28 protein-coding genes, 3 pseudogenes and 1 riboswitch are annotated in these 26405 nt (G+C 40.3%); of the genes and pseudogenes, 22 read left to right on the top strand and 9 right to left on the bottom strand.

Features of this window, described 5'->3' with window-relative positions:
* Nucleotides 1–291 precede the first annotated feature (291 nt).
* Nucleotides 292–1575, bottom strand: coding sequence for an Nramp family divalent metal transporter (locus UF75_RS14555; RefSeq protein WP_045575321.1), 1284 nt, complete (start codon nucleotides 1573–1575; stop codon nucleotides 292–294).
* 186 nt (nucleotides 1576–1761) lie between these two features.
* Between UF75_RS14555 and UF75_RS14550 the strand changes: the two genes are divergently transcribed.
* The 6 genes and pseudogenes from UF75_RS14550 (at nucleotide 1762) to UF75_RS14535 (ending at nucleotide 4748) form a co-directional block, all read left to right on the top strand.
* On the top strand, nucleotides 1762–2175 hold the full coding sequence (locus UF75_RS14550) for an iron dependent repressor, metal binding and dimerization domain protein (RefSeq protein WP_045575320.1): 414 nt from the start codon (nucleotides 1762–1764) through the stop codon (nucleotides 2173–2175).
* Nucleotides 2176–2463: 288 nt separating this feature from the next.
* Nucleotides 2464–2844 carry a metalloregulator ArsR/SmtB family transcription factor gene (locus UF75_RS14545; RefSeq protein WP_045575319.1) on the top strand — a complete coding sequence of 127 codons (381 nt, stop codon included), beginning with the start codon at nucleotides 2464–2466 and terminating at the stop codon, nucleotides 2842–2844.
* A gap of 33 nt (nucleotides 2845–2877) precedes the next feature.
* On the top strand, nucleotides 2878–2994 hold the full coding sequence (locus UF75_RS30730; RefSeq protein WP_082075157.1) for a heavy-metal-associated domain-containing protein: 117 nt from the start codon (nucleotides 2878–2880) through the stop codon (nucleotides 2992–2994).
* Nucleotides 2984–4182, top strand: a pseudogene (locus UF75_RS27185) (HAD-IC family P-type ATPase); the annotation flags it as partial. The gene UF75_RS30730 and the pseudogene UF75_RS27185, both read left to right, overlap by 11 nt.
* A 16-nt stretch (nucleotides 4183–4198) precedes the next feature.
* Nucleotides 4199–4351, top strand: a complete 153-nt coding sequence (locus UF75_RS28285) for a hypothetical protein (protein ID WP_156146450.1) — start codon at nucleotides 4199–4201, stop codon at nucleotides 4349–4351.
* Nucleotides 4352–4523: 172 nt separating this feature from the next.
* On the top strand, nucleotides 4524–4748 hold the full coding sequence (locus tag UF75_RS14535) for a hypothetical protein (RefSeq protein ID WP_156146448.1): 225 nt from the start codon (nucleotides 4524–4526) through the stop codon (nucleotides 4746–4748).
* Between the two features lie 600 nt (nucleotides 4749–5348).
* On the opposite strand, the gene UF75_RS14530 is transcribed toward UF75_RS14535, so the two are convergent.
* Together UF75_RS14530 and sigI are read right to left on the bottom strand one after the other, a co-directional pair.
* A complete protein-coding gene (locus UF75_RS14530) occupies nucleotides 5349–6572 on the bottom strand; it encodes an anti-sigma factor domain-containing protein (RefSeq protein WP_045575317.1) in 1224 nt (407 codons plus the stop codon).
* A gap of 5 nt (nucleotides 6573–6577) precedes the next feature.
* Nucleotides 6578–7306, bottom strand: a complete 729-nt coding sequence (gene sigI / locus UF75_RS14525; protein WP_045575316.1) for an RNA polymerase sigma-I factor — start codon at nucleotides 7304–7306, stop codon at nucleotides 6578–6580.
* 312 nt (nucleotides 7307–7618) lie between these two features.
* Here sigI and UF75_RS14520 point away from each other — a divergent pair, with 312 nt between their 5' ends.
* Together UF75_RS14520 and UF75_RS14515 are read left to right on the top strand one after the other, a co-directional pair.
* The gene (locus tag UF75_RS14520) at nucleotides 7619–7981 is read left to right on the top strand and encodes a YckD family protein (RefSeq protein ID WP_045575315.1); all 363 of its coding nucleotides are present in this window, start codon (nucleotides 7619–7621) and stop codon (nucleotides 7979–7981) included.
* A 108-nt stretch (nucleotides 7982–8089) separates the two neighbouring features.
* Nucleotides 8090–8896 carry an undecaprenyl-diphosphate phosphatase gene (locus tag UF75_RS14515; RefSeq protein ID WP_045575314.1) on the top strand — a complete coding sequence of 269 codons (807 nt, stop codon included), beginning with the start codon at nucleotides 8090–8092 and terminating at the stop codon, nucleotides 8894–8896.
* Nucleotides 8897–9152: 256 nt separating this feature from the next.
* Here the strand turns inward: UF75_RS14515 and UF75_RS14510 are convergent, their stop codons facing one another.
* A complete protein-coding gene (locus UF75_RS14510) occupies nucleotides 9153–9845 on the bottom strand; it encodes a cytochrome c biogenesis CcdA family protein (RefSeq protein WP_045575313.1) in 693 nt (230 codons plus the stop codon).
* A 196-nt stretch (nucleotides 9846–10041) separates the two neighbouring features.
* Here UF75_RS14510 and UF75_RS14505 point away from each other — a divergent pair, with 196 nt between their 5' ends.
* The 6 genes and pseudogenes from UF75_RS14505 to UF75_RS14485 all read left to right on the top strand — a co-directional run bounded on the left by UF75_RS14505 (nucleotide 10042) and on the right by UF75_RS14485 (nucleotide 12779).
* Entirely contained in the window at nucleotides 10042–10323 is a 282-nt protein-coding gene (locus UF75_RS14505) for a hypothetical protein (RefSeq protein WP_045575312.1), read from the top strand.
* Nucleotides 10324–10399: 76 nt separating this feature from the next.
* Nucleotides 10400–10567 (top strand): annotated as a pseudogene (locus tag UF75_RS27180) (winged helix-turn-helix domain-containing protein); the annotation flags it as partial.
* Between the two features lie 26 nt (nucleotides 10568–10593).
* Nucleotides 10594–11166 (top strand): N-acetylmuramoyl-L-alanine amidase, encoded by a 573-nt coding sequence (locus tag UF75_RS26315; RefSeq protein WP_052693270.1) that lies wholly within the window; start codon nucleotides 10594–10596, stop codon nucleotides 11164–11166.
* 280 nt (nucleotides 11167–11446) lie between these two features.
* Nucleotides 11447–11980, top strand: coding sequence for a DUF2812 domain-containing protein (locus UF75_RS14495; protein ID WP_052693268.1), 534 nt, complete (start codon nucleotides 11447–11449; stop codon nucleotides 11978–11980).
* 126 nt (nucleotides 11981–12106) lie between these two features.
* Entirely contained in the window at nucleotides 12107–12478 is a 372-nt protein-coding gene (locus UF75_RS14490) for a YckD family protein (protein ID WP_045575311.1), read from the top strand.
* 61 nt (nucleotides 12479–12539) lie between these two features.
* Entirely contained in the window at nucleotides 12540–12779 is a 240-nt protein-coding gene (locus UF75_RS14485) for a hypothetical protein (RefSeq protein ID WP_045575310.1), read from the top strand.
* Here the strand turns inward: UF75_RS14485 and UF75_RS14480 are convergent, their stop codons facing one another.
* Genes UF75_RS14480 through UF75_RS14470 form a run of 3 tightly spaced genes read right to left on the bottom strand, consistent with a single transcriptional unit; the run spans nucleotide 12780 to nucleotide 14833 of the window.
* A complete protein-coding gene (locus tag UF75_RS14480; protein WP_045575309.1) occupies nucleotides 12780–13481 on the bottom strand; it encodes a hypothetical protein in 702 nt (233 codons plus the stop codon). It lies immediately after the preceding gene.
* A gap of 12 nt (nucleotides 13482–13493) precedes the next feature.
* A complete protein-coding gene (locus UF75_RS14475) occupies nucleotides 13494–14258 on the bottom strand; it encodes a hypothetical protein (RefSeq protein ID WP_045575308.1) in 765 nt (254 codons plus the stop codon).
* 23 nt (nucleotides 14259–14281) lie between these two features.
* Nucleotides 14282–14833 carry a hypothetical protein gene (locus UF75_RS14470; protein WP_045575307.1) on the bottom strand — a complete coding sequence of 184 codons (552 nt, stop codon included), beginning with the start codon at nucleotides 14831–14833 and terminating at the stop codon, nucleotides 14282–14284.
* A 661-nt stretch (nucleotides 14834–15494) separates the two neighbouring features.
* On the opposite strand from UF75_RS14470, the gene UF75_RS14465 reads away from it, so the two are divergent.
* From UF75_RS14465 to UF75_RS27170, 6 genes are all read left to right on the top strand, one after another.
* Complete coding sequence (locus UF75_RS14465) at nucleotides 15495–16238, top strand: ZIP family metal transporter (RefSeq protein ID WP_045575306.1); 744 nt, start codon at nucleotides 15495–15497, stop codon at nucleotides 16236–16238.
* A 554-nt stretch (nucleotides 16239–16792) separates the two neighbouring features.
* Nucleotides 16793–18208 carry a M23 family metallopeptidase gene (locus UF75_RS14460; RefSeq protein ID WP_045575305.1) on the top strand — a complete coding sequence of 472 codons (1416 nt, stop codon included), beginning with the start codon at nucleotides 16793–16795 and terminating at the stop codon, nucleotides 18206–18208.
* 334 nt (nucleotides 18209–18542) lie between these two features.
* A complete protein-coding gene (locus tag UF75_RS14455) occupies nucleotides 18543–18908 on the top strand; it encodes a metalloregulator ArsR/SmtB family transcription factor (RefSeq protein ID WP_045575304.1) in 366 nt (121 codons plus the stop codon).
* Between the two features lie 59 nt (nucleotides 18909–18967).
* A complete protein-coding gene (locus tag UF75_RS14450) occupies nucleotides 18968–21307 on the top strand; it encodes a heavy metal translocating P-type ATPase (protein ID WP_045575324.1) in 2340 nt (779 codons plus the stop codon).
* 225 nt (nucleotides 21308–21532) lie between these two features.
* Entirely contained in the window at nucleotides 21533–22657 is a 1125-nt protein-coding gene (locus UF75_RS14445; protein ID WP_045575303.1) for an ATP-binding protein, read from the top strand.
* A gap of 155 nt (nucleotides 22658–22812) precedes the next feature.
* On the top strand, nucleotides 22813–24216 hold the full coding sequence (locus UF75_RS27170) for a cation diffusion facilitator family transporter (protein ID WP_045575302.1): 1404 nt from the start codon (nucleotides 22813–22815) through the stop codon (nucleotides 24214–24216).
* Nucleotides 24217–24359: 143 nt separating this feature from the next.
* Nucleotides 24360–24550: riboswitch (cobalamin riboswitch) on the top strand.
* 169 nt (nucleotides 24551–24719) lie between these two features.
* Here UF75_RS27170 and UF75_RS26305 read toward each other — a convergent pair.
* Nucleotides 24720–25163, bottom strand: coding sequence for a DUF4362 domain-containing protein (locus tag UF75_RS26305; RefSeq protein ID WP_052693266.1), 444 nt, complete (start codon nucleotides 25161–25163; stop codon nucleotides 24720–24722).
* Nucleotides 25164–25214: 51 nt separating this feature from the next.
* Nucleotides 25215–25350, bottom strand: a pseudogene (locus tag UF75_RS30110) (IS1595 family transposase); the annotation flags it as partial.
* A gap of 53 nt (nucleotides 25351–25403) precedes the next feature.
* Here UF75_RS30110 and UF75_RS14430 point away from each other — a divergent pair.
* Together UF75_RS14430 and UF75_RS14425 are read left to right on the top strand one after the other, a co-directional pair.
* Nucleotides 25404–26189, top strand: a complete 786-nt coding sequence (locus UF75_RS14430) for an energy-coupling factor ABC transporter permease (RefSeq protein WP_156146446.1) — start codon at nucleotides 25404–25406, stop codon at nucleotides 26187–26189.
* Nucleotides 26186–26405: energy-coupling factor ABC transporter substrate-binding protein (locus UF75_RS14425; RefSeq protein ID WP_045575301.1), on the top strand; the 220-nt coding region annotated here is incomplete at its 3' end. The genes UF75_RS14430 and UF75_RS14425, both read left to right, overlap by 4 nt.

The following is a 26405-nucleotide window of genomic DNA, read 5'->3' as shown; positions in this document are numbered from 1 at the left end:
ATCAAATATGAGCTCTGGTGGATCTATTTGCCAGTACGACTAAAAGCACAAATAGTATGAACGGAAATGGTTATTACACTAATCCAACGATAACCATAATACTAATATGGGTGGGAATCATAGGTCAGGAACCAATCTGGCTATGATTGGTAAAATCTACCGAATACGTTAACTGGGCTGAAACAATTTGAGGCTGCCCAGTTTCACCTATCTATTTTTCAAAAGGGCCGGGGTATGCCCCCAGCCCTTTTGCTTATGCTTTTTCCTGCTACTTAAACCTAGGAGAGCCACTTAGGAGTTACCGGTAAAAGTCAGGTAAAGCAGAACTGCATTTAAACCAACAATAAGACTTGTAATAATCCAACCTGCTATTTTGGTCAGAGGTTTGTTGACTAAGCTACCCATTAAATCTTTACGACTAGTGATCAGCAGCATCGGCACAATGGCAAATGGAAGGGCGAAACTCAAAGCAACTTGGCTCATTATTAGAGCATACATGGGGTTAACACCTAAAGCTATGATAATCAAAGCCGGGGTCATAGTAATTAATCTTCGGATATTGATGGGGATACTCAAGCCAACAAAGCCTTTCATAATGGTTTGCCCAGCCATAGTACCCACTGCTGAGGACGACAAACCCGATGCCAACAAAGCAATCCCAAAAGCTCCGCTGGACAGTGTTCCAAGAAGAGGTTCTAATGATTTGTGCGCTTGTTCAATCGTATCCACAGCTATGCCGTTTCTGAAAAATACTGCTGCGGCTACAATAACCATAGCGGCATTGACTAGAAACGCTATATTCATGGCGATGGTAATATCGATTCGTTCCATACGTAAATGCTTGCGTTTTTGTTCTTCAGTATCATCCTTTTTATTTCTAGCTTGAACCAGTTGAGAGTGAAGATAGATTACGTGAGGCATTACCGTTGCCCCGAGCATTCCAACCGCTATTAAAACTGCTTCGCCATTGGGAAGGGACGGAATTAGCGTGTGGATACCTACTTGTGCCCAATCTGGTTTAGCCAAAAATACTTCAATAGTGTAAGCAATAGTTATGACCGCCACTAATGTACCAATAATCCACTCGACTACCCTTTGCCCATATTTCTCCATGTACACTATTAAGAAAGTTAGTGCGCCTATGATGAGACCAGCATAAATCATAGGGATTCCAAATAACAAATACAATCCCAATGTTCCACCAAGAAACTCAGCTAAATCAGTAGCCATGGCAGCGAATTCAGCCTCAATCCAAAAGAACCAATTAGTTTTACGGGAGAATACTTTTGAACTCATTTCCGGTAAATTGTGACCCGTAGCGATCCCTAATTTTGCAGACATACTTTGTAAAAAAATCCCCATTAGGTTACTCCAAAGAATTACCCAAATTAGACTATAACCAAATACTGAACCTCCACTAATATTTGTGGCAAAGTTCCCTGGATCGACGTAGGCAACGCTTACTATAAACGCAGGACCTAAAAATCTGAACAAGCTTTTTGTTTTTACCTGCCATGTATCTTTAAGTAATGGCAAAGTTAGTGATGTTTGAGATACGTTTAAACCTTCACTCATGTTTATACCTCCAGTTTTACTTTCATTAAATTAGAGTCATAGAGCATGTTGAAAGAATATACTGATATAACTAAAACAGCATACTTATAGGGTGAGAACGATTTTAGCTCTTAATGTTTCCAGCTAAGGAGTTCTAAACTCAAAATGGACATAGGGAACTAAGGTGAAGCAAAGGAAGTGTCGGACATGCTAACACCTAGCCTGGAGGACTATTTAGAGGAGATATATCGGTTTTCTTTATCGCTTGATACGGTTCGGGTTACAGACATCAGTAAAAAGCTTAACGTTGCTTTGCCATCAGTAACCAAAGCCCTCTATAAATTGAGAGATGAGAGTTACATAAAGTACGAACGATATGGAGAGATCAAGCTTACCGATCAAGGAAAAGAATTTGGGTACTACTTAGTAACGAGAAACCAATTGCTACAGGAGTTTCTTGCCCTAATATGTAGCAAATGTAACTTTGCTGCTGAGGCTGAAGCTATGGAACACTACCTTTCAACGGCAACGATCAATGCCATCGAAACTCTGGTGGAGTTTATGAAAGGGAATCCGTCATGGCAACAAGCCTTTAAAGATTTCATGGATTTGAAAGACTAAGAAGAATTGTCAGTGAATTGAAGTATGGGTTAGCCGTAGCTAACTTGAAGGGGTGATTCTGAAATAGACTATGTAAGAAAATAGAAAGTGCTACTAACCTTTGTCTGACAATATAATCCAATGGTAAAATAATAACCACTATATCTACAACGCTCTAGCTTTTTTATATCCATCGCTTTGGGAATATGAAAGAAATATGTTTCGATAGGTTATAAGGAAATTAACATTTTTGTAAACATATAGTATAATAGTCAAGGGATTATTTGATTGTAAAAGGGAGGTCAATAAATGGTTAAGTCACAGGGTATAAAAATGTCGGATACACCTGTTTGCCAAGTCAATTGTATCCATGAAGATGTGGTAAATCGTCTCAAGCCCGACATAAACCGGATCGAAGGTATTGCCTATATTTTTAAGGCCCTAGCAGATGATACCCGTGTAAAAATTATCTATGCACTCAGCCAGGCTGAACTTTGCGTATGTGACGTTGCTGCTTTGATCAACAGTACTAAAGCGGCTGCATCATATCATCTTCGGTTGCTCAACCACATGGGCCTAGCCAAATACAGAAAGGATGGCAAACTCGTTTACTATAGACTAGCTGATCAACATATTGGGAACCTAGTAAGTGAAATGATCAAGGTAAGGAGTGTAAAAGAAAATGACTGACACTTTCGGTTTTCGCGTCGAAGGAATTACTGAATGGACTGTGCCGCTAAATTTGAAAAAAATGTGGCGGCTCTCCCCGGCGTGTCCGGGGCTAGATTAAACACTGTTACCGGCAAATTAACGGTTGAAGGAACTGCGGATCTGGGGTGAGACGGCGATCAATCAGTCCTCGATTACTGGGGAATCTGTTCCGGTGGAAAAGGGTCCAAGAGACGATGTGTATGCTGGAACCTTAAATACGCACGGAGCGTTGGAGATAAGAGTTACTAAACTCGTCAAGGACACTACAATCGCTAAGATTATTCACTTGGTTGAAGAAGCACAAACTAAGCGAGCACCGGCTCAAGCCTTTGTGGAGCGTTTTGCGGCGATTTATACACCTATCGTGCTGGCGTTAGCTGTGGCTATTGTACTGTTCCCTCCTTTGTTCTTGGGTTATGCTTGGCAGCCATGGATTTATCGTGGTCTAGCATTGTTGGTGGTTTCATGTCCTTGTGCCCTTGTAGTATCAACGCCGGTAGCAATTGTCAGTGCTATTAGCAAACGCGGCACGCAACGGTGTTCTCATTAAAGGCGGCACCTACCTGGAACAAGCTGGATCGCTTAAGGCCATAGCATTCGACAAGACTGGTACTTTGACTAAGGGAGAACCCGCTGTAACAGACATAATTGCCTTGTACGAATATTCTAATGAAGAAGTTCTCCAAATGGCTACAAATCTAGAAATACGTTCGGAACATCCCTTAGCGGTGGCCATTGTGAACGAAGCCAAATCAAAGGGGATAGTACCTGAACCGATTGAAGGCTTTAGTTCAATAACCGGACATGGGGCTCAAGGAATCAGTCAAGGTAAACCGGTTTATATCGGTAATGTTCGATGCTACAGCTCAGGCTATCGCTAAAGAAGTGGGTATAGAGGAATTCAAGGCAGAGTTGCTCCCCCAAGACAAAGTTAGTGCAGTACAAAATCTTCTAAACAAATATGGAGCCGTTGCGATGGTCGGCGATGGAATTAACGATGCCCCGGCATTGGCGACTGCTACTGTTGGGATAGCCATGGGAGGAGCAGGAACCGATACGGCCCTTGAGACAGCTGACATAGCATTAATGGCAGATGATCTAACCAAACTGCCCTTTACAATTGCCTTAAGCCAAGCGGCTCTTAAAATAATTAAACAAAATATTGGATTTTCTCTATTCATTAAACTCGTGGCCATCATTGCGGTGTTCCCAGGGTGGTTAACTCTTTGGCTTGCCATTTTGGCAGACATGGGTGCGTCCATACTGGTGACCCTAAATGGCATTCGACTTGTAGGAATTAAACCGGACAGGAAATAGCTTAAAAGAATTTAAAATGGGTGAAACTGGCTTGATTAACGGAATCGGCTGGTTAACAGGATTCTTGATTGAACAGGAACGGAAGGCATCACGCAACATCAACATTAATAAAGTGACCAGGCCGGGAGCCGTTTTCACTCTTTACTTGCCATCATCTGAACAAGCTTAATGATAGACATACCAGACTATTTAACAAAAATGTTAAGAATCTGTGACATGGGCGTAAAATAACAACTCTATACTTTGTTTAACAACGTAGAAAGGAGGGAACAGAATGAAATTATCTAAACTAGCCAAAGTACTTTTTGTAAGTGTTGCTTTACTCACGGTAGGGGCACCTATTGCCTCCGCAGCGCCGCAAGCGTACTGGACGGCACAACCAGCAGACCCAAGTCAACCTGGACAGCAGGCTCCTGCTTATGGTTATGGCAATGGTTACGGCTACGGTTACGGCTGTGGATGCGGTTATTATGGAAACGGTTATAACAGAAACGGTTATAACGGAAACTGGGGCTGGTAAGTTGAATAAAGAAGAAGTGGTACAGTCGGTGTTTAAAGGTAATTGATACAATAGAGGCTATCGTGTTGCGTAACAGTTAGCCTCTATTTTAATGTATTCATATCGTGGGTTAGAAGTATAAGGGTAGGTGAAACAGTTGAAGAAAGTACTAATACTATTAGCTTTAGCAGTAGCAATATTGTCAAATCCACAAATTTCATACGCAGATACCCATGCCTACTCGGTTCAACGACTAGCTGGAAACGATAGAATAGATACATCAATTTCGACATCAAATAAAGGATGGAGTTCGGCGGATACTGTTATTTTATTCACGGGCATTCCTTGACTCGTTAGAAATATTTTACATCAAGAAGTGGAAGATGGATTACCCTGACATACAGGAATCCGACTTCCACTTATATTTTTGATCGTGTTAAAAATCAATTGACATATTAATGTTTCCTTAGGTGTTTCGAGCTATCCAGACGATGGGCGTTATATTCACGACGTTATTGTGAGCACAAGCTAGGCCATGTTACAGTTGAGCGTGCCGAGGAACCGCCTGAACAGTCCCCAGGTGGAAAGTTCCGCAAGATTATCCCGTTAAGTTGAGGCAAGCGTCAAGAAAGAAAATGTATAAAAAGGGTTTTTCGCATAGTTTAAGTTACCATGAACCATTTCTATCCCACGTTGACTGCTCACCCGAATTCTGGCGCCAATTGGACTGGGGTTGATTATTATAATAGTCGTGCTTTTCCGTATCTGGATTTTTATAATCCCGATCTCCGTTATAGGAAGGGTTCGTAGGTTGTTGCGGTGTGGAACTTTCCGGCATCTTGTTGCTAGGGGAGACTTGGCTGGAACTCGGTTTGCTCCAATCAGGGGATGTTCCTTGCGGAGGTTGATTTACAGGAGGACTGCTGGAAGCTTTAGGTGCACTCCAGTTGCTGGAGTTGTTGCCAGATGACCAGTTTTGGTTCTCGGAACGGTCCGTATAACTATGGTTCTCTGTAGGGTTTGATTTCATAGTTGAAGGTTGTTTGTATTCTGGGCCATTTTGAACAGTTGGCTCCTTCTTGGTATCATTGGAGTTACCTTTCCAGTTTTGTGCTTTTACCTCGTAACTTTCTTCAGGGAAAAGGGTGGCTACACTAACATTCGCATCTACCAGAGCTTTTTGGGCATTATTACGGAGGGTATCAGGTTGAACAGCTATACCTTTCTCTTCACATCGATCATATATTAAATAACTGTTAACCGTCATGCCCTGTTGCTTGGCTTCCTGTTGGATTTTCTGGTTCGTTTGACCGACAACCACACTTCCGGACAGGTTGCTGCGAGTCATTTCATCACGGATGGAGTTTCGAAGTTTTTCGGTATCAATAATTTGGTTTCCCCACTTATTTATCGGTACCACGCTGGCTAAGACCAGGTTTTGAGTTTCGTTTAGCGTTCCTTGGTTGTTGGCGTTTTTCACGATTAAATCAACGGCTTGATACACGTCCAGCCCTTTGATGGATATTCCTTCCAATATACTTGAACCACCATTGACATCTTGCACCTTAATAACTTTGCCCTCTTTGTTGATCAATAACTCCATGCCTTTATTAATATCTAGAGCGACCGACGCTACTGCCATATTCGGAATGAATAAGAGGGAAAAAACACTGATGCTCAGAACAAGTAATAAAACGGCTGCTGTGGCTACATACTTCAAAGCGGAATTATGAAACACAAATAAACGCTTTGGGTTTAAATTGACTTCAATTGTTTGACCTACTACAGGTGGCTCTTGAGGAGTAGGAATTTCTAAAAAGTCGCCTTTTACCGTGAAGATGACAGTAACCTTTGGCGAAGTCCGCATCACAATGCCTTTGGTTTTCTTCATTTTTGCTACACCTTCTCTCCCGGTTCTTCTGGAAGCTGCATGAATATTTTTAGCGGATAAAAATCTGGTTCGGATAGGATGAGGGCTAAGGCGATAAGATATTTTCGCCCTTTTTCCAGGACTTTGCGTTTTACGCCGGTTAATACCTCAAGTTCTTTGATGGGTAAAAGTCTATGTGTTTTGAGAAGCGCCATAAGACCAGGGTTATTGCTTAAAACCAAGGCCACCCTTGTGAGAGTTTGCTTGCTATCACTGTGTTTCGGGGAGACTTTTACTAAATCATCTAAGGTCACGTTATAGTCACAGAGCACACGAACGTAGTTTTCAACGACTTGCGCAAAGACCTCTTGGTTCTCGTTTTCTTGATAATGTTCTAGGGAAGTATCAAGATCGTAGCGGCTCAGCTCTTCATCTTCTAGGTTCATCGGCGAGAGGGAAAGATGTTGATGCTTGCCTTCTTTGCGAAAATAGTCCACTAATCTTCGGCGGATCACCATTTGAACAAAACTGTGAAAAGAAGTGCCTCCATGAGGGTCGAAGCTGTCAATCGCTTCATTAAAAGCTAAAAGAGCAATGCTGAGCTCATCGTCATTATCCCAGGTTAAATACCTACTGCAGATTTTGGAACTTACCCTAGCTATAAATGCTTTATGAGATCTTATAAGTTCTTCTCGTACGAGAGGATCACCGCTCTTGGCTGATATTAAGGTATCTCTCAAAACTTGTTCTTGCACCTTAATCACTCCACTTACTAGTAGTTCGTAAAACTAAAACAGTTTCGAGGGGTAGAAAAAAACATTCTATTCCCATTATGGGTGTAGAATGTTACAGGATTGTCACAGTTTTGTTATTTTTGCGTTACATAAGAACAGCTAACAGAAGTTACGCTGGTTCTAGGTAATGATTTGAATCATTACAATAAGTTTTTAAAAAGAGAGGAAATAAAAATAAATAATTTAATTTTAACAAAAATGTTAAGAATCTGTAACCTTGTTGAGATGAACGTAGGGTAAACTGAATTCAAGAAATTAGAAGGAGGAAATTCAGTGAAGAAAAAGATTCTTTTAGTTTTAATGGTAGTCTTTGTCCTAGCATTGATGGCAGTTCCAGCCTTTGCAGCAATGAATGACCAACAAAAAACGGAGATTGATGCTCTAAATAAGCAAATTTCCGAATTGCAAAAACAAATCGTGGATAAATATGTCGATGCGGGCAATATGACCAAGGCTCAAGCGGACGTAGCCAAAGCCAATATCGATGCAGTAGAAAAGTACAGGCAGCAATATAGCCAGCAAAACAGTGCTTCGACACCCATTCCTGGATACGGTTCAGGGTTTGGCCCCGGAGGATATGGCCCTGGGCAGAGTTACGGGTGGGGAACAAATGGAGGATATTACGGCTGCTGGTGATTCTGTTTTAGACAAAATATTAATAAGTATAAAGCAAGTAAAAGCGGTCGGTATAAACCGACCGCTTTTATCAACATAGCAGACTATTTTAAGAAACGAGATGATACTTTGCACGATCTTTTAAGTGCCTTGATTTTAGGAATTGTAGAAGGGATTACCGAATTTCTCCCCATTTCCTCTACGGGACACCTGATAATTGTTAGCCAGTTTGTTGGGTTCACTGAACAATTCGCGAAAATGTTTGATGTGGTTATACAACTAGGGGCTATTCTCTCGGTGGTCGTTTACTTTCGGAAACGACTTATTCCATCGGGTCGTAACTATCTATCGGAAAATCATAGAATTTTTGACCTATGGAAAAAGACAATTGTTGGCGTGATTCCTGCACTTGGTATAGGATTCGTAGCAGGAAAATACATACAAGAACGTTTGTTTAATTCGACCGTTGTAGGACTTGCCCTCATAGTCGGTGGGATAATTCTTGTGTACATTGAAAAGAGGAAACCTCTGAATCGAATCTCCTCAGTTGAACAACTGACTTATAAAACGGCTTTATTAATCGGTCTCATTCAGTGTTTGGCAATGATTCCTGGTACGTCACGCTCAGCAGCAACCGTTATCGGAGCAATGCTTTTAGGCGCTTCTAGAGTTGTTGCCGCAGAATTTTCTTTCTTTTTGGCAATTCCTACTATGGTAGCCGCTTCTGGTTACACTTTATTCAAGAGCGGTTCTATATTGACGCCACACGAGTTCCTAGTTGTAGCTGTTGGGTTGATTGTTTCATTTGTTGTGGCCTGGCTAGTCATTGCTGGGTTCATGAATTACGTAAGCAAAAGGGATTTCAAACCGTTTGGTTATTACAGAATTGTGCTTGGAATTATTGTCCTTGCGTATTTTACCTTCCTTAAATTCTAGCCTAACTCTTGCTGGGATGAAGGTTAATATTATTAGTTTTAAGAGCCTTTCACACTTCGCCTTTAAGTGTGAAAGGCTCTTTTTTCCTTGAAAAAAGCTCAGGAATAGGTAACTAATATTGCTCAGTTTATTCTTTTACCCTTAAGAATCTGTGACGTGGGATAAAATGATAACTTTATACTATGTAAACAACGTTGAAAAGAGAGAGCAGAATGAAGTTGCATAGAATAGTCCTAGTACTTACAAGTAATTCTACTTAGAAAACATTCGTTAATATTTGCAGCCTGTCGAAATACATTAACAACCCCAGCAAAATTAGGAACAGCCCGCTTACTTTAAGGCTAATGCCGGAATATTTCTTTAAAATCCTTTGTAATCTGGGAAATCTGTCAAACATCAGACACAGAGCCAGCAGGGGTATGACCATTCCCAGTGAATAACTTGTTAATAATACGCTTCCCGCTATGGAAGAATTGGTGGTAGCTGCCATAGTCAGAACAGAGACCAATATCGGACCCACACAGGGGGTCCACACCACGGCCAGAGATATGCCCAGGAAAAAAGATGTTATGTAATTATTTTTGCGCACATCTCGACGGGTAATCTTTTGCCTGGTCGGCAAATTTATTGTAAGCAAACCAAGGAGGTTTAACCCCATGAGTGTCACAAAGATGCCGCCAGCCTTTAATAACATAGTTTGATTGATATTTAGAACTTTACCAAGGTAGCCGGATGCTGTACCAAGGCCTACAAATACCAGTATAAATCCGATGATAAAGATGAAAACCTGCAGTGAAATACCAAAACCAGAACGGTAATGCCCCTTGTTTTCCAAAATAGCAGTAGATATCTGTGAAGTATAGACGGGCAGCAGGGGTATCATACACGGTGAAAAAAAAGAGAGCATACCAGCTAAAAAGACGGCCCACAGAGTTGCGTTGATTACCATACTTTCCTCCTTCGTTTGTTAATCTGAATGTTTTTATACTTTTACTTAATACTCAAGTAAATAATTAAATATTCTTAGCTTATAATATGTTTTCTACTAGGACAGGGTATTTTAACAAAAATGTTAAAAATCTGTTAACTTCATGTAATTCTCTTAAGGTAGAATCTATTTATGAATCGAAAATGGAGGGACTACAATGAAGAAGAAGGCATTATTGATATTTATTGTTATTGCTCTATTGGTTACAGGTTTTTTTCTATCAAGAGCATTTGCGACACCCCGTCCTCGGCAGCTAGCCCCTACTGCTAGCCCCTACCAAGCCCAACCTAATCCGGATATTAGGCAACCGACTAACCTTGATGCGAGTGGATCATGGTACAGTCCGACGAATCCTAAGAATCAGCCTAAATATTATTGGTATAATAGTCCTCGTAATAATGGCTGGAATAATGGTTATAAGGATTGGTGGTGCTGGTAAATCGGCATAATAAAATGGAGTTATAAAATACATTTTTCCAATCAAGCAAAGGATGATGGGGGAAGGTGCTTTGAACAATAAGGTTCTCAACATGGTCTGGGAAAACGATTACTGCGGAGATTCCCGTACTGTTGATACACACGTCAATCGTTTAAGGTCTAAACTCGAAAGCCAGGTGGGTCACAGTGACTTTATTCAGACCGTTAGAGGGGTGGGTTACAAATTCGAATTAAGTGGTCATTAAAAAATAGCTTAGTGAGTAAACTTTGGTTGGCAATTGTATTTATTGTACTAGGGGTCTTTTTGTTTTCAGTAGTGATACAAGCTCAGCAGATCAGATCCCTGGTCTATAATCGAGCGATAAGTTCAAATGCTCAAGGAATCCTTAACGGTAACCAGTCATCTGCTTATCCACAAAATCACAAAAGCTTTCCTTCATTGCCTTCTCAACCTAGTCGATCAACAAATCCGTCTTCAGATCCTCAAAATTTTCTAGCGAATAAAACTATTGTTATTGATCCAGGACATGGAACGCCGGATGCCGGAGCTATCGGGCCAAGTGGTTCATATGAAAAAGATGATGTTTTGGCAATAGCACTTGTTGTATCTAGTACCCTAAAACAAGCTGGTGCTAAAGTTATTTTAACGAGATCCGGTGACAACTCTCCTGTTTCGCCATTTACAGTAAAAAGTGATTTAGGTAGCAGAGTTGACCTTGCTAATAGTCAAAATGCGGACCTTTTAATTAGTCTTCATTGTAACTCTTATTCTTCACCTGATGAATCAGGCACCATGACTTTTTTAATTCTGATAACCCAAAAAGTAACGAAAGCTTACAATTAGCCAATGCTATTCAAGCTGCTCTCGCTCCTGTATTAAACACAAATAACAGAGGTGTCCAAGAGGCTGACTACAATACAATTAAAAAAACTCATATGCCTGCCGTTTTGATCGAAGTTGCGTTCATTTCAAACCCTACTGAGGAAAAACGTCTACAAGATCAAATATTTAGAAGCAATGTCGCCGCTGGCATTCTTAAAGGTTTATATTCCTATGTATTGGTGCAGTAGGTGTGGCCGGTGCTGCCACCTCCACGAACTATCCTAGCAAAGGGGGATGTGCTGTGAAATCTGTAGTAAGAAAACTGTTTATCAACTTTGAAAAAGAAGAAAAATGGCTAAATGATATGACTGCAAAGGGGTTAAATTTTGTTGATTACTCTTTTGCAAGATATTTATTTGAAGAAGGGACGCCTGGAGAATATATCTACAAGCTTGAACTTCTCGATCAATTACCCTCACATCCCGAAAGTAAAGCATATATTAAATTAATGGAGGAAACAGGCGTTGAATGCGTCGGTACGTATTCGAGATGGTTTTATTTCAGGAAGAAATCAAAAGATGGGCCCTTTGATTTGAATTCTGATTATAACTCGTGTATTAAGCATCCTAAAAAGGGAGCAAGCTTGGTTGGAATTCTTGGCTTCCTCAATCTTATATTTGCTATATTAAATGTAATTATAGGATTAATAGTAGGAAGTAAGAACGGTTATTACAATGTATACTTTTCTATTGTTAATTGGCTGATTGTAATTTTGTTTACACCAATGTTTATTTCTTATATAAAAAATCAGAAAGGAAGAAAAGCAGCTGTATAAATATTGAAGGGGACAGAATTTCTTGAGAGACCGAAATGTTACAAAAATGTTAATCTGTTGTGATTTTTCTGTAAAATAACTTGGTTATACTGTGTTTAAGTTATTCTTGGTAAGGGGGTGAAAGAAATGAAAAGAAGGTTATTGGTTATTCTTTCTTTAGTATTTATCCTCGCTTTAGTTGCTGTTCCTGCATATGCTGCTATTTCGGATCAACAAAAAGTTGAACTCGAAGCACTCAACAAACAAATAACAGAGATTCAAAAGCAGATCGTGGACAAATATGCTGAGGCAGGAGAGATATCCAAGGCTCAAGCAGATGCCACTAAAGCCAACATCGACGCCACTGCACAATATCGTCAACAGTTTAGCCAACAACAGGGTCAGATTTCACCAACTCCTGGGTATGCTCCAGGTTATGGCAACGGTTACGGTTATGGATGTGGTTGGGGCGGAGGCGGAGGCGGAGGCGGAGGCGGTTACTATGGAGGAATGTGGTAAGACTTCGCTTTAAATTGAGCCATATGTAGAGTGGACACGGGGGACCCGTTAAGGGTTTCCCGTGTTTTATGTTAAGTGTTTAAATCGTCATAACCGTAAAAATCCCCAATTTATGATCCCAGTATTTAGAGTGGTTATCGGAAATCCTTTTAAGGATCAGTTGGTAACACATTTTCCCTTAAAACCTAATACTCCGGAAATGCCCGCCGGAGCAATAATAATGATTGGAATATGGGTCAGTCCGGCTGGGGGGTCTGGTACAAAAGCTTCCTTGTTCCTGGGGCTAATGTCTACAAAATAACTAGGGTTTAATACCCTGGTTGTTAGTGGAATTTGAATTAGATGAATTAGGATAGGAATTAGGAATTGATGAATTAGGATAGGTATTAGGAACCGATGAATTGGGATAAGAATTTTGGGGGGTATTTGGAGAACCATTGGTTGATGAATTTACCGAATTATTGACAATCCTTGAGTCAAGAATATAATTCATATTTGTAATAATTGAATATAGTTCGTTACTGACTATATATTTACGCGTTCGTCCATTTTCAACTAAGAAAATTTTAATTTTCGGAATCCCCTTGTTGTCATTTTGAATTAACCGTTGTATAAAGGCATAATCATTTGCATTTAAGTTAAATTGAGAAATTACTCCGTTATTATCAAATAATATCCAATAGCCTGTCAGGATATCACTTTTTTCGGAAGTCGTGAGAGAATTTTGGTTAGAATAATCAAATGAACTAAATGTTGAAGAATCATATATGTTAGAGGAGCTTGGGCTTGGATAGCTATATGCATTCAAATTATTAGTTGGATAAGTGCTAGGTTGGTATATCTGACTTGTTGCAGCAAGGGAGGAGCGCAGAGCGTAAGAACCCCCTTTGAAAAAAAATTGATAAACAAGGTAGAATATTATTATAATCGCTATGACAAAAACTAAAGTACCTATCTCTTGTTGTTTAATCCCATAGGGTATACGCCCTCTCTGGTTTTGCATAAACCTCCTCCTTTAATTTTGATAGGGATTAGGTGTGGAATCTGGAGAAACACTTAAGCCTGAATTATTGGGAATATTGGAGCTCGAATTGATCGAACTATTTGGGCTTGTATTGGTAGACGAATTATAGGGTGGTTGATTGGCCGATGGCGGAGCAGAAGAACTCGAATTCACAGAATTGTTCGGGCTTAAACTATTAGGAACATTGAGATTTCCAGAAGCATTGAGACTTGAATTCAAGGAACTATTTAGATTCGAATTTGTCGAACCCTTAGACACTCTGGTATCTATGATCGATAGATTAGATACAACCGAATAGACTTCATTACTGACCATGTATTGACGGAAGCGGCCATTCTCGACCAGAAAGAGTGTATTATTACCTGTACTTTTACGATCGTTTTCGATCAACTGTCGGATAAAAGTAGTTGTTTCAACGTCAGCTGAAAGTTGACTCATCTGACCATTTACTACAAAGAGCAGCCAATATCCAGTTGTTACTTCACTTTTCTTGTCACTAGATACGTTGTAGGTGCTGGGGGAATTTTGCATGGAATATGTGGGTGATTGCAGAGCTGAAGAATTATTTGTTTTAGGAAGGCTATAGTCACTAGAATTCGTTGCTTCATAGGTTGGGTTGATTAAAGAATACATCTTATTAATAAATTTAGGGAAGAATAAATACGTTATGATGCCAAAAAGTACAATAACTGAAACCAATTTTCCTATCGATTGGCGCTTCCTGACTCTCGGTATACTGCCCCATTGATTTGACATTATCTTCACCTTCCATCATAAATTTAGCGTTGCAAGCTACCTATGAGAACAAGCCCTGGAGTAACAAAGCCTTGGGCATCCTGTACATATCGAATTCCTGAGGAATAACCATAAAACGTTATGGGGGCTCCTAGAGAGAAATTCTGATTGCGACCGATCAGAAAAAAATCGATTATAGTTCTTCCGTCATTTGCCAAAACAATTATTTCAGATGAACTCCCAATGGTTATACTTTCAAGCTTGCTTGTTGGAGAAAATGGCTGAACCGATTTAACATTGCCGGAAAACTGAAGGTATTTACCGTAATAGTTAGAGGGTTTATTAAATACCAAACTGGGTAAGGGGGTAGTGGGAGTTAAATAGCCTTTTTTCGTTTGAAGTAAAGTTAAGGCGCGTAAGGTGTTGCCATTTGTAGTGACGTCAGGATCTATTGTATTCCAGCCTTTGATCGGTGTTATAGTAAAAAAAGCCTTTGAAACATTGGTGCTAAAAAGCCAAATTAATAAGACGAATCCAAAACCAAGAATTAGAATGTAAGGATAAAAGTTTAAATTTGGGTTATTGAGCGGTTTCATAAGCTTCATCTCCTTAGAACTCTAAGCGGGTTTCCCGTGTTTGCTCTCTACTAAAAAAGATCAGTATATTTTGGCGGATTAAGTCGTGCGTCAGACGTCCCCACCGATTAGACATAAACTTCCACCTCTTATCAAAGATTAACGTTCCAAGCTATCTATAAAAAATCAATAATGGTCCTACCGCCACTTGATGACACAATTATTACGGTAGAATTACTGATGATTACTTTCAAGTTTAATAGGCGGAGGGTTATAGCTCAACAGATTTGACTGTGCTGAGAAAATTGAAGGTATTGACCGTAAGAATGAGAGAAGTTAATAAACACCGCACATAGCGAGGGGCTAAAGGGTGATACGATGTTTTTCGTTTTGAGTAACGTTAATGCGTATAAAGCATTTCCAGCTCACCTCCTCAATAATGTATTATGACGTTATAATTAATTTATGAATATATGAACATATATTCTTATAAAAGTATTTGCCCGCTAGATAAAATGAGCAATAAATTAAGTTAGAAAAAGGACAAGTAACTACTTGTTACTTAAATCGATAACTGTTATCTTAACATATGAGCAAATATTCATTTGATCTAGCTAACCCCACGACACCTAAAGGCGTAAAGCTAGTGTGTAAAACAATTACCATAGGAGGAGATGCTTTGATGAGTAGTCAGTTATTTTCAACCTTGATGGGATTGGGAGTTGGTGGTTCGGGTATTGCCCTAGGTGGCATAGTGGCTTACGGATTGGGAAAATACTTCGAAAGGATATCAGGACTAATCCTAGCTTGTTCAGCGGGTGTTATATTTTCTCTTCTGACATTCGAACTGTTGCCTGAAAGCGTCAGTACAGGTGGTTTAATTGCTACTGGAATAGGTATCATCATGGGTATTATCCTAATTATCCGTTTGGAGCTTTTTTTTCATAAAGTCGTGATTATTACTGACAACCCGAGTAAATCAATGTTTATTCGGTCCGGAATACTACTCGCGATAGGGGTAGCTATTCACAATTTACCAGTTGGGTTTGCCATGGGAATCGGTTTAGTTAACTATGACAAGATCGGTTTAGATATAGCTACAGCAATGTTATTACATAATTTCCCGGAGGGCTTTGCGATCTTACTCCCCTTGGCACTCAGTGGGCTTAGCCGTATTTCCATTCCTCTTACAGCCAGCATTGTAGCTCTTCCAGCCGGTCTAGGGTCCTTTTTAGGTTCCAGCTTAGGAATAATTAATCCGAAATTATTAGCCATATTCTTTGGGATTGCAATTGGTACAATTTTCATGGTTACCTGGCACGAGATCTTGGGCCAGGCAATAAAACGTACCAGAAGAATTCATCTTTTTCCTAGCGTCATTACGGGTCTTTTCCTGGGGATCTTATTTACACATCTAATTTTGTAGTACCTCTAGATATTAAAATCTATTCAATTTTGCCATCTGAAGGTCTAAGTTTTACCAAGATGGAAAGGGATTTAAGTAAAATGGAAGAGATCGGATAAATCAAGATTAACTATCAAATCGGTTATGTATCGGATAATGTGGAATAATGCACTAAATAAGAGAGCGGTTTGATTTGAATTCAAACCGCTTTCGTCTTTAATCATTAATAAATTACCTGCTAGTGATCTTTGCTATCATCTTGCTTATTATTCTCGTCATGTTGCCATGGATCCTGCTGCTTCTCTGGCTCTTTTTGGCCAGAATTCTCGGTAGTTGCCGTGAAGTATTATCAGAAAGTTACATTTAGATAGTTGTCAGGTTAATAGTATTGGGTGTACAAAAAAAATACAAAGAGTTCACAGATTTTTCACATCCATCTTTCATTTTTATGATAAGTTGTCTTTGGTTACTTAGGGATTTATTGAATTTGCATCTTTAGATCGAGTGATATTTATTAAATTCTGATCTAAATATTCTTACAGTTAACAGGTCTAAAACAACAGTGGAGGGACATAATGAAAAGGTTGAAGGTTAACATGCATGGACACCACATTACCCAATGGATACAAAAAATAGCATGGAAATCATCGAAAGTGATTGGAAGCTCGTTGGTATTATTGCTGATGTTGGGAGGAGGGACATATTATTACCAGACTACAACTTCGGCGGCGTATGTCATTATTAATGGGGAAACGGTAGGAATTGTTTCCAATGTTAGTAGTGCAAAAGACCATATTGATAAGATCTTGACTGATAAGGGATCCGCTTTAGGTGTTACAGCTAAAACTAATGACAGGATTGAGTATTCTTCCGTACGACTATCGAATGGGGACTATAAACTACTTTCTGAAGAGAATTTAAAAGAAAAATTAGCAGTATATGTTGAAGGATTTGAGCTAACGGTAGCTAATAATCCTATCTTTCTTCTTCCTAGTCAGGAGGAGATCAATAAATTATTAAAATCTTATCAAGAGATTTTTGCTAAGTCCGATGAGACGAATCAGGTTACCTCCGTATCCTTTCAGGAAGAGGTAGGGACAAACTCAGTAGGAGTTTCTCCGGAAAGAGTTATTACCTATGAACAGGCTCTGGAAAAGCTTAAGCAGGGAAACGTGCAGAAAGAAGACTATATTATTCAACCAAATGACTCGTGGTGGCTTATTGCTCGTAAAAATGACCTGAAAACAAGTGAAGTTTTAGCTGCTAACCCGGGGGCAACTGTTGACACTGTGTTGAAGCCCGGTCAAACGATTAACATAGAAAAGGTTTCTCCGTACTTAACTGTTGTGAGTAAAGGGACCCGGACAGATAAAGAAATCATTCCATTCGACGAAGTTGCGAAAATCGACTCAACCCTTGCCAGCGGCCAAACAAAAATAATCCAAGAAGGCAGTGACGGAGAAAAAGAAATCAAGTATTCCTATGAACAAAAGAATGACAAGGTAATAACCAAGACGATATTGGACGAGAAGGTTATAAAAGAATCAGCTCCCCAAGTTGTTGCCAAGGGGGCTAAACGTGAACCGGTAGTTGTTGCGTATTCACGGGGAAGTGGACAGAATTCATCCGGTCTGATTTGGCCGTTAAGAGGGAGAATTAATTCTTATTATGGATATAGGAACGGAGGATTCCATAATGCTCTGGATATCAATGGCTCCTTAGGTGACCCTTATGTAGCAACTGCTAAGGGTAAAGTGATCAGTGCAGGGTGGAATGGGAATTATGGATATAGTATTCTCATTGATCACGGAAACGGAATTATGACACGTTATGCTCATTCCTCGAAGCTTCTTGTTGCTGCAGGACAGACGGTTTCTCAGGGCCAAACGATAGGACTGGTGGGTTCAACTGGACGTTCTAGCGGGCCGCACCTTCATTTAGAGGTTATAGTCAACGGCGATACAACCAATCCTTTGAATTATTTGCGTTAGGACTAAAACATTAAGAAACTTTAGAAAAGAATGGGCTGTTCCATGCAGATTGCAATAGAGATAGTCCATTTGTCGATATTCCAGCGTAATAGTGATACCCCAATGCTCAACTTTTTTAGAAACTGTATGAACTCCCGGGAGTAACGAGGATCGAGCACAGCTGTTAGTTCGTGGGATTGTCAGCGAGTTCGGTGGTTTTTGGACTAGCATAAGGTGATTTTATTTGATAAAAATATTGACTTATACAGCAAAGAGAAATATACTAAACAAGTAAACGTATGAACAAGTATTCAAGTATTCAGGTGTTCGAAATTAACTGAAAAGAGGTATCTAAATGGTTGATAAAAGGAATGATGTGGATAGGTGCAACTGCAATGTTATACACGAGGAGATCGTAAATAGGGTCAAGGCAAAAATGCCCATGGAAGAAAACTTATACGACCTTGCGGAGCTATTTAAAGTCTTTGGTGATTCGACAAGAATTAAAATACTTTGGGCTTTGGTCGAAGCTGAAATGTGTGTCTGTGACATTGCTGTTTTATTAAATATGACCCAATCAGCGATATCCCATCAGTTAAGAGTTTTGAAGCAGGCAAGGCTGGTGAAATATCGAAAAGACGGAAAAATTGTATTTTATTCATTGGAAGATGAACACATAAAGCAAATATTCGACCAAGGATTAATCCATATTAATGAATAGTTGAGTCATGATGATGCAATATAAAAGTGATTCAGAAAGAAGGGAATTATGTGAGTTCACTGGCAAAGAAAGAGCTTATTTTAGAGGGTCTGGATTGTGCAAACTGTGCTGCTAAAATTGAGGAGCAAGTCAAAAAGGTTGAAGGTGTTTCCGGCGCTTCTTTGAATTTTGTAACCAAGATTCTTACGATAAACATGGACAGTAATGGAAATCAAGAGGATGTGCTAATTCAAGCTAATCAAATAATTAATAAACTTGAACCTGATGTTATCATTAAAGACAAAGCTTTGTCACGAAAGGAAAAAAAGGTATTACTATTAATTGGATTAGACTGCGCTAATTGTGCTACAAAGATTGAAAAAGAGGTTAATAGTCTTGATGGTGTGAGTTCCGCCACTGTGGACTTTGTTTCGAGAAAACTAACCATTGAAGTGGACCAGAAACGCGACTTGCCTAGGGTCGTCGAGCAAGCATCTAAAATTGCTGTGCAGATAGAATCAGGAATCAAAGTGGTTGAAAACGAGGACAAGAAAGAGGACAGCAAGGAAGATGGAGGGATTAACAAGTCAGAAGTTATACGTTTAGGTATAGGTGCAGCTCTCTTTTTTGTCGCCATCTTAGGCAAGTTTCCGTTTTGGGCTGAGTTTGGAATATTCCTAGTAAGCTACGTATTAGTCGGTGGCGAAGTTATTTTAAAAGCAGTTCGAAATATTTTAAAAGGTCAGGTATTTGATGAAAACTTTTTAATGAGTGTTGCTACCATTGGTGCTTTTGCAATCAAGGAATTTCCTGAAGGAGTAGCAGTCATGCTTTTCTATCAGGTTGGCGAGTTCTTCCAAACTATGGCCGTAAACCGTTCGAGGAAGTCAATCAGTGCTTTGATGGACATTCGTCCCGACTATGCCAATCTAAAGGTTGGCGAGGATATTAAGAGGGTAGCTCCTGAGGAAATAAATGTTGGAGATATTATCATTATAAAACCGGGAGAGAAGGTCCCCCTTGACGGCAAGGTGATTGAGGGTATGTCTATGCTTGACACGTCTGCCATAACCGGGGAGTCAGTGCCAAGAGAAGTTGAACCAGGAAACGATATTCTGTCAGGAACCATCAATAAGAATGGACTATTATCAGTAGAGGTAACGAAAGAGTTTGGAGATTCCACTGTCTCCAAAATCCTCGACTTGGTACAAAATGCCAATAGTAAGAAAGCTCCAACTGAACAGTTCATCACCAAATTTTCAAGATACTATACACCAGTCGTGGTATTTGTTGCCTTAGCAATGGCGGTTATTCCCCCTTTGGTTGTTACAGGTGCGACCTTCTCAGATTGGATCTATAGGGCTTTGGTTTTTCTTGTTGTGTCCTGCCCCTGTGCGTTAGTAATATCGATTCCCTTGGGTTTCTTTGGTGGTATTGGCGGAGCTGCTAAAAGTGGCATCCTGGTCAAGGGCAGCAACTTCCTTGAAGCCATAAATAATGTAGACACTATTGTTTTTGACAAGACAGGCACCCTGACCAAAGGCGTGTTTAAGGTTACAAAAATTTACACGCTTGGTCGTGAATCAGAGGAGAATCTGTTGGAGTATGCTGCTTTTGCTGAAAGCTATTCCAGCCATCCCATTGCCACTTCAATCCTGAAAGCTTACGGTAAAGAAATAAATAAAAGCGAAATAGAGAACTATGAGGAAATCTCGGGGCATGGAATCAAAGTGAGTGTTAAGGGTAAACGTATCCTAGCAGGCAACAAAAAACTGATGGTGAAAGAAAATATAACCTATGATGTAATTGATGAAACCGGTACAGTGGTTCATATAGCCATTGATGGCAACTATGCAGGCTATATTGTAATATCGGATGAGATAAAAGATGATGCTGAAAAAGCGGTAAGAGAGCTTCGGGGGATTGGCGTAAAGAAACTAGTGATGCTTACCGGAGACAGCAAGCTGGTGGGAGAAGCGATTGGGCGTCAGTTGGGCCTTGATGAAGTATTTGCTGAATTACTCCCTGATCAGAAGGTTGAGAAGCTGGAGCTCTTAGAAAAACAAAAGCAGACCAAAGGGAAGCTGCTCTTTGTCGGAGATGGTATCAATGATGCCCCGGTACTGGCTCGTGCTGATGTTGGCGTGGCAATGGGGGGACTAGGTTCTGATGCAGCCATAGAGGCGGCGGACATTGTGATCATGACAGATGAACCCTCAAAGCTTGTGAATGCCATTAAAATTGCCAAAAGGACACGAAGCATCGTCTGGCAGAATATATTTTTCGCATTAGGCGTTAAAGCTGTCGTACTTGTTTTAGGTGCTGGAGGTATAGCCACTATTTGGGAAGCGGTGTTTGCTGATGTTGGGGTAACGGTGATTGCTGTCATCAACGCGATGCGTGTCATGAAAACGAATTAGTCGAAAGCAAGGTGTTTGAAAAAGGCTAGCCTTGAGAACTTAATCAATACAGGAACAGGATTATTAAATATGTACTGTAACATGGAATTGTAAAGAAAAAAGGGTAGAGTAGGACAAGCAGCTTACAATGAGCGCCTGTCCTACTCTTGTATATGTTAAAATACAAGAATAGATCCCCACAGGGGTATTTAGGGGAGGATAAAAGGATAGGGAGGAGATCTTCTTTTGCTAAATCATGAACCCTCTGCACAAAATCGTGCTCGGACTCTCTTTGATCTTATCGCGATTGGGATTGTTGTAGTGATTTTGACAGTCATTCACTACACTAATTACCATTACGAAATGAATTATCACATTCTATTGCAATTCGCGTATTACCTCCCAGTGATTTATGCGGCCATGCGTTTTGGCCCTGCTGGTGGGATAATATCCGGTTTGGTTATTACGATCCTCATCCTGCCGTTGATGATGTCTTTCCAGGCAATGTCACCCTCCGCAATGTATACACAGTGGGTGGAAATAGGCTTGATAAACGTAATCGGCTGGTTAACAGGATTCTTGACTGAACAGGAACGGAAGGCGTCACGCAAACATCAGCTCGCTTTGCTAGTTCAAACGCAGTTAGTGGAGAAGTTAAAGCAAGAAGGGCAGGAACGTGAACGATTGGAGGGTGAGATCCGGCAAACGGAACGTTTAACGGCGCTGGGGCATATGAGTGCTGGGTTAGCCCATGAAATACGCAATCCCTTGGGGATCATGAAAGTGAGCATCCAACTACTTGCCCAGGAAAAAGTCGATGATCGAGTTGTTTCAGAATACTGTAGAGTGCTTCTGGAAGAGTGTGAACGGTTAAATCGCCTGGTGAGCGAGTTTCTGTCCTTTGCCCGTCCTAAAGAGCCTGTACGTGGGGGGATTGCGTTAGGGAAACTCTTGGACGAAGGAGTTTCCTTGATCCAGCCTGCCCTGGGGCAACACCACATTGAGTTAAAACAAGCGCGAAGCCAGGTTGACGAGCAAGTGGTTGAAGTAGACCCGGATCAGATTAAGCAAGTGATCCTGAATATTTTACTCAATGCAATCGATGCCCAGGGGGAAGGCGGTGTGATTAAGCTGGAGGGAGTTCGACAAGTTGGCTTTGTAGGTTTCGCCGTCAGTGACGACGGATCAGGTATTTCACCAGACGACATGCCCTATATTTATGATCCGTTTTTTACGACGAAGGAAAGAGGTACCGGGTTGGGGTTATCTGTTGTGCACAGTATCCTTGATCAGCACGGGGGGAAGATATCCACTACGAATAGAACGGATGGAGGGGTTCGGGTAGAAATACTGCTCCCTTCATTTAAATAGAAAGTGCTATGCTGAAAATCAGTAAATATAAAATGGAGGAACATGACATACTGGTTGTCACAGTTGAATCAATTGAATACTTACGATAGTATAATTAACAAGTTGAATTTATCAAGATATTTATTAATTCAATAAGTTAATGGGAGTGGTCTGATTTGGTTATAGATAAACAAAAGGCAGCTTTGAGTTCTGTTTTTGCAGCAGTTTTCCTCACATTAATGAAAACTGTAGTGGGTGTTTTTACAGGCAGCTTAGGAATTTTATCCGAGGCATTGCATTCTGCGTTGGATTTATGTGCTGCGCTTATAACCTTTTTTGCGGTAAAGTTTTCCGATAAACCAGCAGATTCTAAGCATCACTATGGACATGGGAAGATAGAAAGCTTTTCAGCACTTATAGAGACAGTTTTACTCCTCATAACCTGTGTATGGATTATTTATGAAGCAGTGGAAAAGTTGTTTTTTGGCAAAGGTGTGGAATTGATCGGGATTCAGTGGGGTGTATTAACAATGATTATTTCAATCATTGTTGATGCCTCAAGAGTAAGAGTGTTGAAGAAGGCTGCCAAGGAACATGGAAGTCAGGCATTGGAAGCGGATGCACTTCATTTTAGCAGTGATATATGGAGTTCCTCTGTAGTTATAGTGGGCTTGATGTGTGTGTGGATAGGTGATTACTTCAACATACCTGTTTTAAGGTACGCAGACCCAGTAGCGGCTTTGGGGGTTGCGCTGCTTGTTATTAAGGTGAGTATCAAGCTTGGAAAGGAGACCATCGATGTTTTGTTAGATACTGCACCAGACGGGATAAAAGAAATGATCGAAAAGGAGATCAGCAAAATCACTAGTGTTATTCAGGTTGCAGAAATCAGGCTCAGACTTTCTGGAGCAGTTCAGTATATTGATATAAATGTTGGCGTTGACCCACACCAAAGCCATAGAAGCGTTCATACTACAGTTCATGAAATCAGGGAGAAGATTTCAGAGAAAATACCGAGGTGTGATATTGTGGTCAGCACATTTCCTGTTGATGCTACCGGGATTGCTGACTTAAGTCTTAACCGAACTTTAGAGGAATTAATAAACCAAATTCCTAATTGTATAAACGTTCATAATATACATGTTTATGAACTTGAAGGCAAAAAGAAGATTACTGCACACTTAGAACTGGAAGAAAACTTAACGCTAAAGGATTCCCATGAATTATCCCATAGGATTGGCAACATGGTTCAGAAGGCAATAAACAATGTTGACAATGTGAGTCTTTACTTTGAGCGAGCTGAGCAAGCGGTACAAACTGAGGATATTACTGAAACACAGCAGGATATTGTCGATAACATAAAAACTGCAGTCCTAAAAATAAGGGACAATGTAGACTGCCATGACATAAAGCTATACCGCAAGGGGAACAAGGTTTCAACGTTTTTGCATTGTGGAGTTCGGGGCGATTTTACTGTGGATAAACTGGAATCGATATCCAACAATATTAAAAGCGAACTGAAAAACAATGTGGCTCGATTGGAGAATGTTCACATCCACTTTGAACCACTGGATTACTAATAAAATAAATGAATCATGAGTATAACCCTATCAAAAAAAATGATTTTGCAATCAATTTGAGGCAGCCCAGTTAAACTCTCAGAAATATATTGAAATATATTTTGGTAATAGACAGACGCTATTTTTTATGTTACAGTAAAAGACAATTAAATATAGGGATGAGTGATTCTTTTCCGAGGGAAAGAATTGAAAAGGGAAGTCAGTTGAAGCTGACGCGGTGCCCGCCACTGTACAAGGGAGTTAACTCATATCGTTGTCACTGGGATATATCCGGGAAGACGTGAGTTGACGAAGATCTTGAGCCAGGAGACCTGCTTATTCCGAAGTCGCAACTACCTACGGGAATGTTAGGGGGTGGATACCTGTGTCTTCAGGATTACTATGGTTACCTGATACTGGTTAAGCTTTTTACCCTTCTATTGGTGAAGGGTTTTTTTGTTTTTTTGGTTATGTTAAAGCTTACTGTTGTTTTTTTGGCATAATAATAGGGGTTCTTTTGACCCCTATTTAGAAGAAAAATACACTTGCTTTTTGACTCCATTTTTATCAATGAGGGTAAGGTATGTGCCATTCTCATTCCCTTTAATTACGTTGACATACTCTGACGTTTGGATACCCTTATTAGTTCCCCCAAATCCATCCTGAGAGTCGTCAAAGGTATACCGAATAAGGTCATTATAATATTCCAAAGTTGTAATAATAGGGTCACCTTCATCGGTAGTTTGCCTTATTTGAAGCTTTGCTTGTTTCCCCCTGTTAACAGCCGCTAAAAAGCTATCCAAATCTTTAACATCTGAAGTGTTCTCTCTAAATTGGCTGACGACGATATTACTTTGCACGACCTTAGATTCTTGTGGCTTTACCTGTTGAGTTGTTCCTGAATTAGAGCAACCAGACACTACTAATGCAAGGACGAGTGTTGCAAAAACGATTCCTAATTTTTTCAAGCTATCACTCCTATATATTATAGACGTAATATTAAGCTATGTTCTGACGGCTTATGCAACAGTGAATTCTGACATACGCAATAACCTATGAGTATCAAGATTCTCTATGGTCAAAGCCGTTGGAATCCAAGAAACGAAACCATGCCAAGTAAATATCTAGGTACTTACTGGCAACCCCATTAAAATGTGCCGATAAGTGATTCCACGTTTCCCTTTAAATGAAAAGGAGTTGATCATTCTATGGCCCTACGAAAGATTAAGAAGATCAGTTTATTAATAGCCTACGTTTTAGCTATCTATATTGTCTTTCCTAATAATGCTTATGCTATGCATATTATGGAAGGATTCTTGCCCTTTAACTGGGCCGCCTTCTGGTGGATTGTTATGATTCCGTTTGTTATTGCTGGGGTACGTTCCATTAAGAAAACAGTGACTCTCCATCCCAGTTTAAAGATGCTGCTCGGTATGGCCGGAGCCTTTGCTTTTGTCTTGTCAGCCCTGAAAATTCCGTCGGTAACTGGTAGTTGTTCGCATCCGACAGGCGTAGGTCTAGGTACCATTCTGTTCGGACCTTTAGCGATGACCGTCTTGGGTATGATTGTCTTAGTCTTTCAAGCCCTTCTAATAGCTCATGGTGGAATAACGACCCTCGGAGCAAACACGTTTTCTATGGGGATTGTGGGACCTTTTGTCTCTTATGGTATCTATAAGGGTTGTAAGAAATTGGGAGCTCCCCTGTGGCTATCGGTTTTTCTATCAGCTACTTTAGGGGATCTAATGACCTATATTACAACATCTTTCCAGTTAGGGCTAGCTTTTCCCGCTGCTTCGGGCGGAGTGATGGCTTCCGCACTAAAATTCATGAGCATATTTGCGTTCACTCAGCTTCCCTTAGCCATAAGCGAAGGTATCCTTACCGTTTTGGTCATTAATATTCTAAGTGCTTACAGTCAAAAAGAGCTGCAATTTTTAGGAGTATTTACTGGAAAAGAGTTACCTACCCGAAAACAGGGGGTGAAAGCATGAAACCGATTGCCAAGAATGGGATATTACTGATAATTGTAGTTTTACTGGCCTTTGGTCCCCTTTTTCTGGCACGCGATGCCGAATTCGCCGGAGCTGATCAACGAGCCTCAGCAGCTATCAGCACTCTCGCTCCCAATTATGAATCTTGGTTTAAACCCTTGTATGAACCGCCGAGCGGAGAAGTCGAAACTTTCTTGTTTGCCCTGCAGGCAGCCC

Origin of the sequence: Desulfosporosinus sp. I2 (assembly GCF_000960765.1) — a bacterium.
Classification (GTDB): Bacteria; Bacillota; Desulfitobacteriia; order Desulfitobacteriales; family Desulfitobacteriaceae; genus Desulfosporosinus.
This window is presented reverse-complemented; position numbering and strand designations above follow the sequence as displayed.

Coding starts and splice junctions, on each gene's coding strand:
- UF75_RS14555 (WP_045575321.1), bottom strand. CDS start 1,575: ATGAGTGAAGGTTTAAACGTATCTCAAACATCACTAACTTTGCCATTA.
- UF75_RS14455 (WP_045575304.1), top strand. CDS start 18,543: ATGGTTGATAAAAGGAATGATGTGGATAGGTGCAACTGCAATGTTATA.
- UF75_RS14460 (WP_045575305.1), top strand. CDS start 16,793: ATGAAAAGGTTGAAGGTTAACATGCATGGACACCACATTACCCAATGG.
- UF75_RS30730 (WP_082075157.1), top strand. CDS start 2,878: ATGGACTGTGCCGCTAAATTTGAAAAAAATGTGGCGGCTCTCCCCGGC.
- UF75_RS14470 (WP_045575307.1), bottom strand. CDS start 14,833: ATGAAACCGCTCAATAACCCAAATTTAAACTTTTATCCTTACATTCTA.
- UF75_RS14510 (WP_045575313.1), bottom strand. CDS start 9,845: ATGGTAATCAACGCAACTCTGTGGGCCGTCTTTTTAGCTGGTATGCTC.
- UF75_RS14490 (WP_045575311.1), top strand. CDS start 12,107: ATGAAAAGAAGGTTATTGGTTATTCTTTCTTTAGTATTTATCCTCGCT.
- UF75_RS14480 (WP_045575309.1), bottom strand. CDS start 13,481: ATGCAAAACCAGAGAGGGCGTATACCCTATGGGATTAAACAACAAGAG.
- UF75_RS14545 (WP_045575319.1), top strand. CDS start 2,464: ATGGTTAAGTCACAGGGTATAAAAATGTCGGATACACCTGTTTGCCAA.
- UF75_RS14550 (WP_045575320.1), top strand. CDS start 1,762: ATGCTAACACCTAGCCTGGAGGACTATTTAGAGGAGATATATCGGTTT.
- UF75_RS28285 (WP_156146450.1), top strand. CDS start 4,199: ATGGGTGAAACTGGCTTGATTAACGGAATCGGCTGGTTAACAGGATTC.
- UF75_RS14505 (WP_045575312.1), top strand. CDS start 10,042: ATGAAGAAGAAGGCATTATTGATATTTATTGTTATTGCTCTATTGGTT.
- UF75_RS14465 (WP_045575306.1), top strand. CDS start 15,495: ATGAGTAGTCAGTTATTTTCAACCTTGATGGGATTGGGAGTTGGTGGT.
- UF75_RS14475 (WP_045575308.1), bottom strand. CDS start 14,258: ATGTCAAATCAATGGGGCAGTATACCGAGAGTCAGGAAGCGCCAATCG.
- UF75_RS14430 (WP_156146446.1), top strand. CDS start 25,404: ATGGCCCTACGAAAGATTAAGAAGATCAGTTTATTAATAGCCTACGTT.
- UF75_RS14530 (WP_045575317.1), bottom strand. CDS start 6,572: ATGAAGAAAACCAAAGGCATTGTGATGCGGACTTCGCCAAAGGTTACT.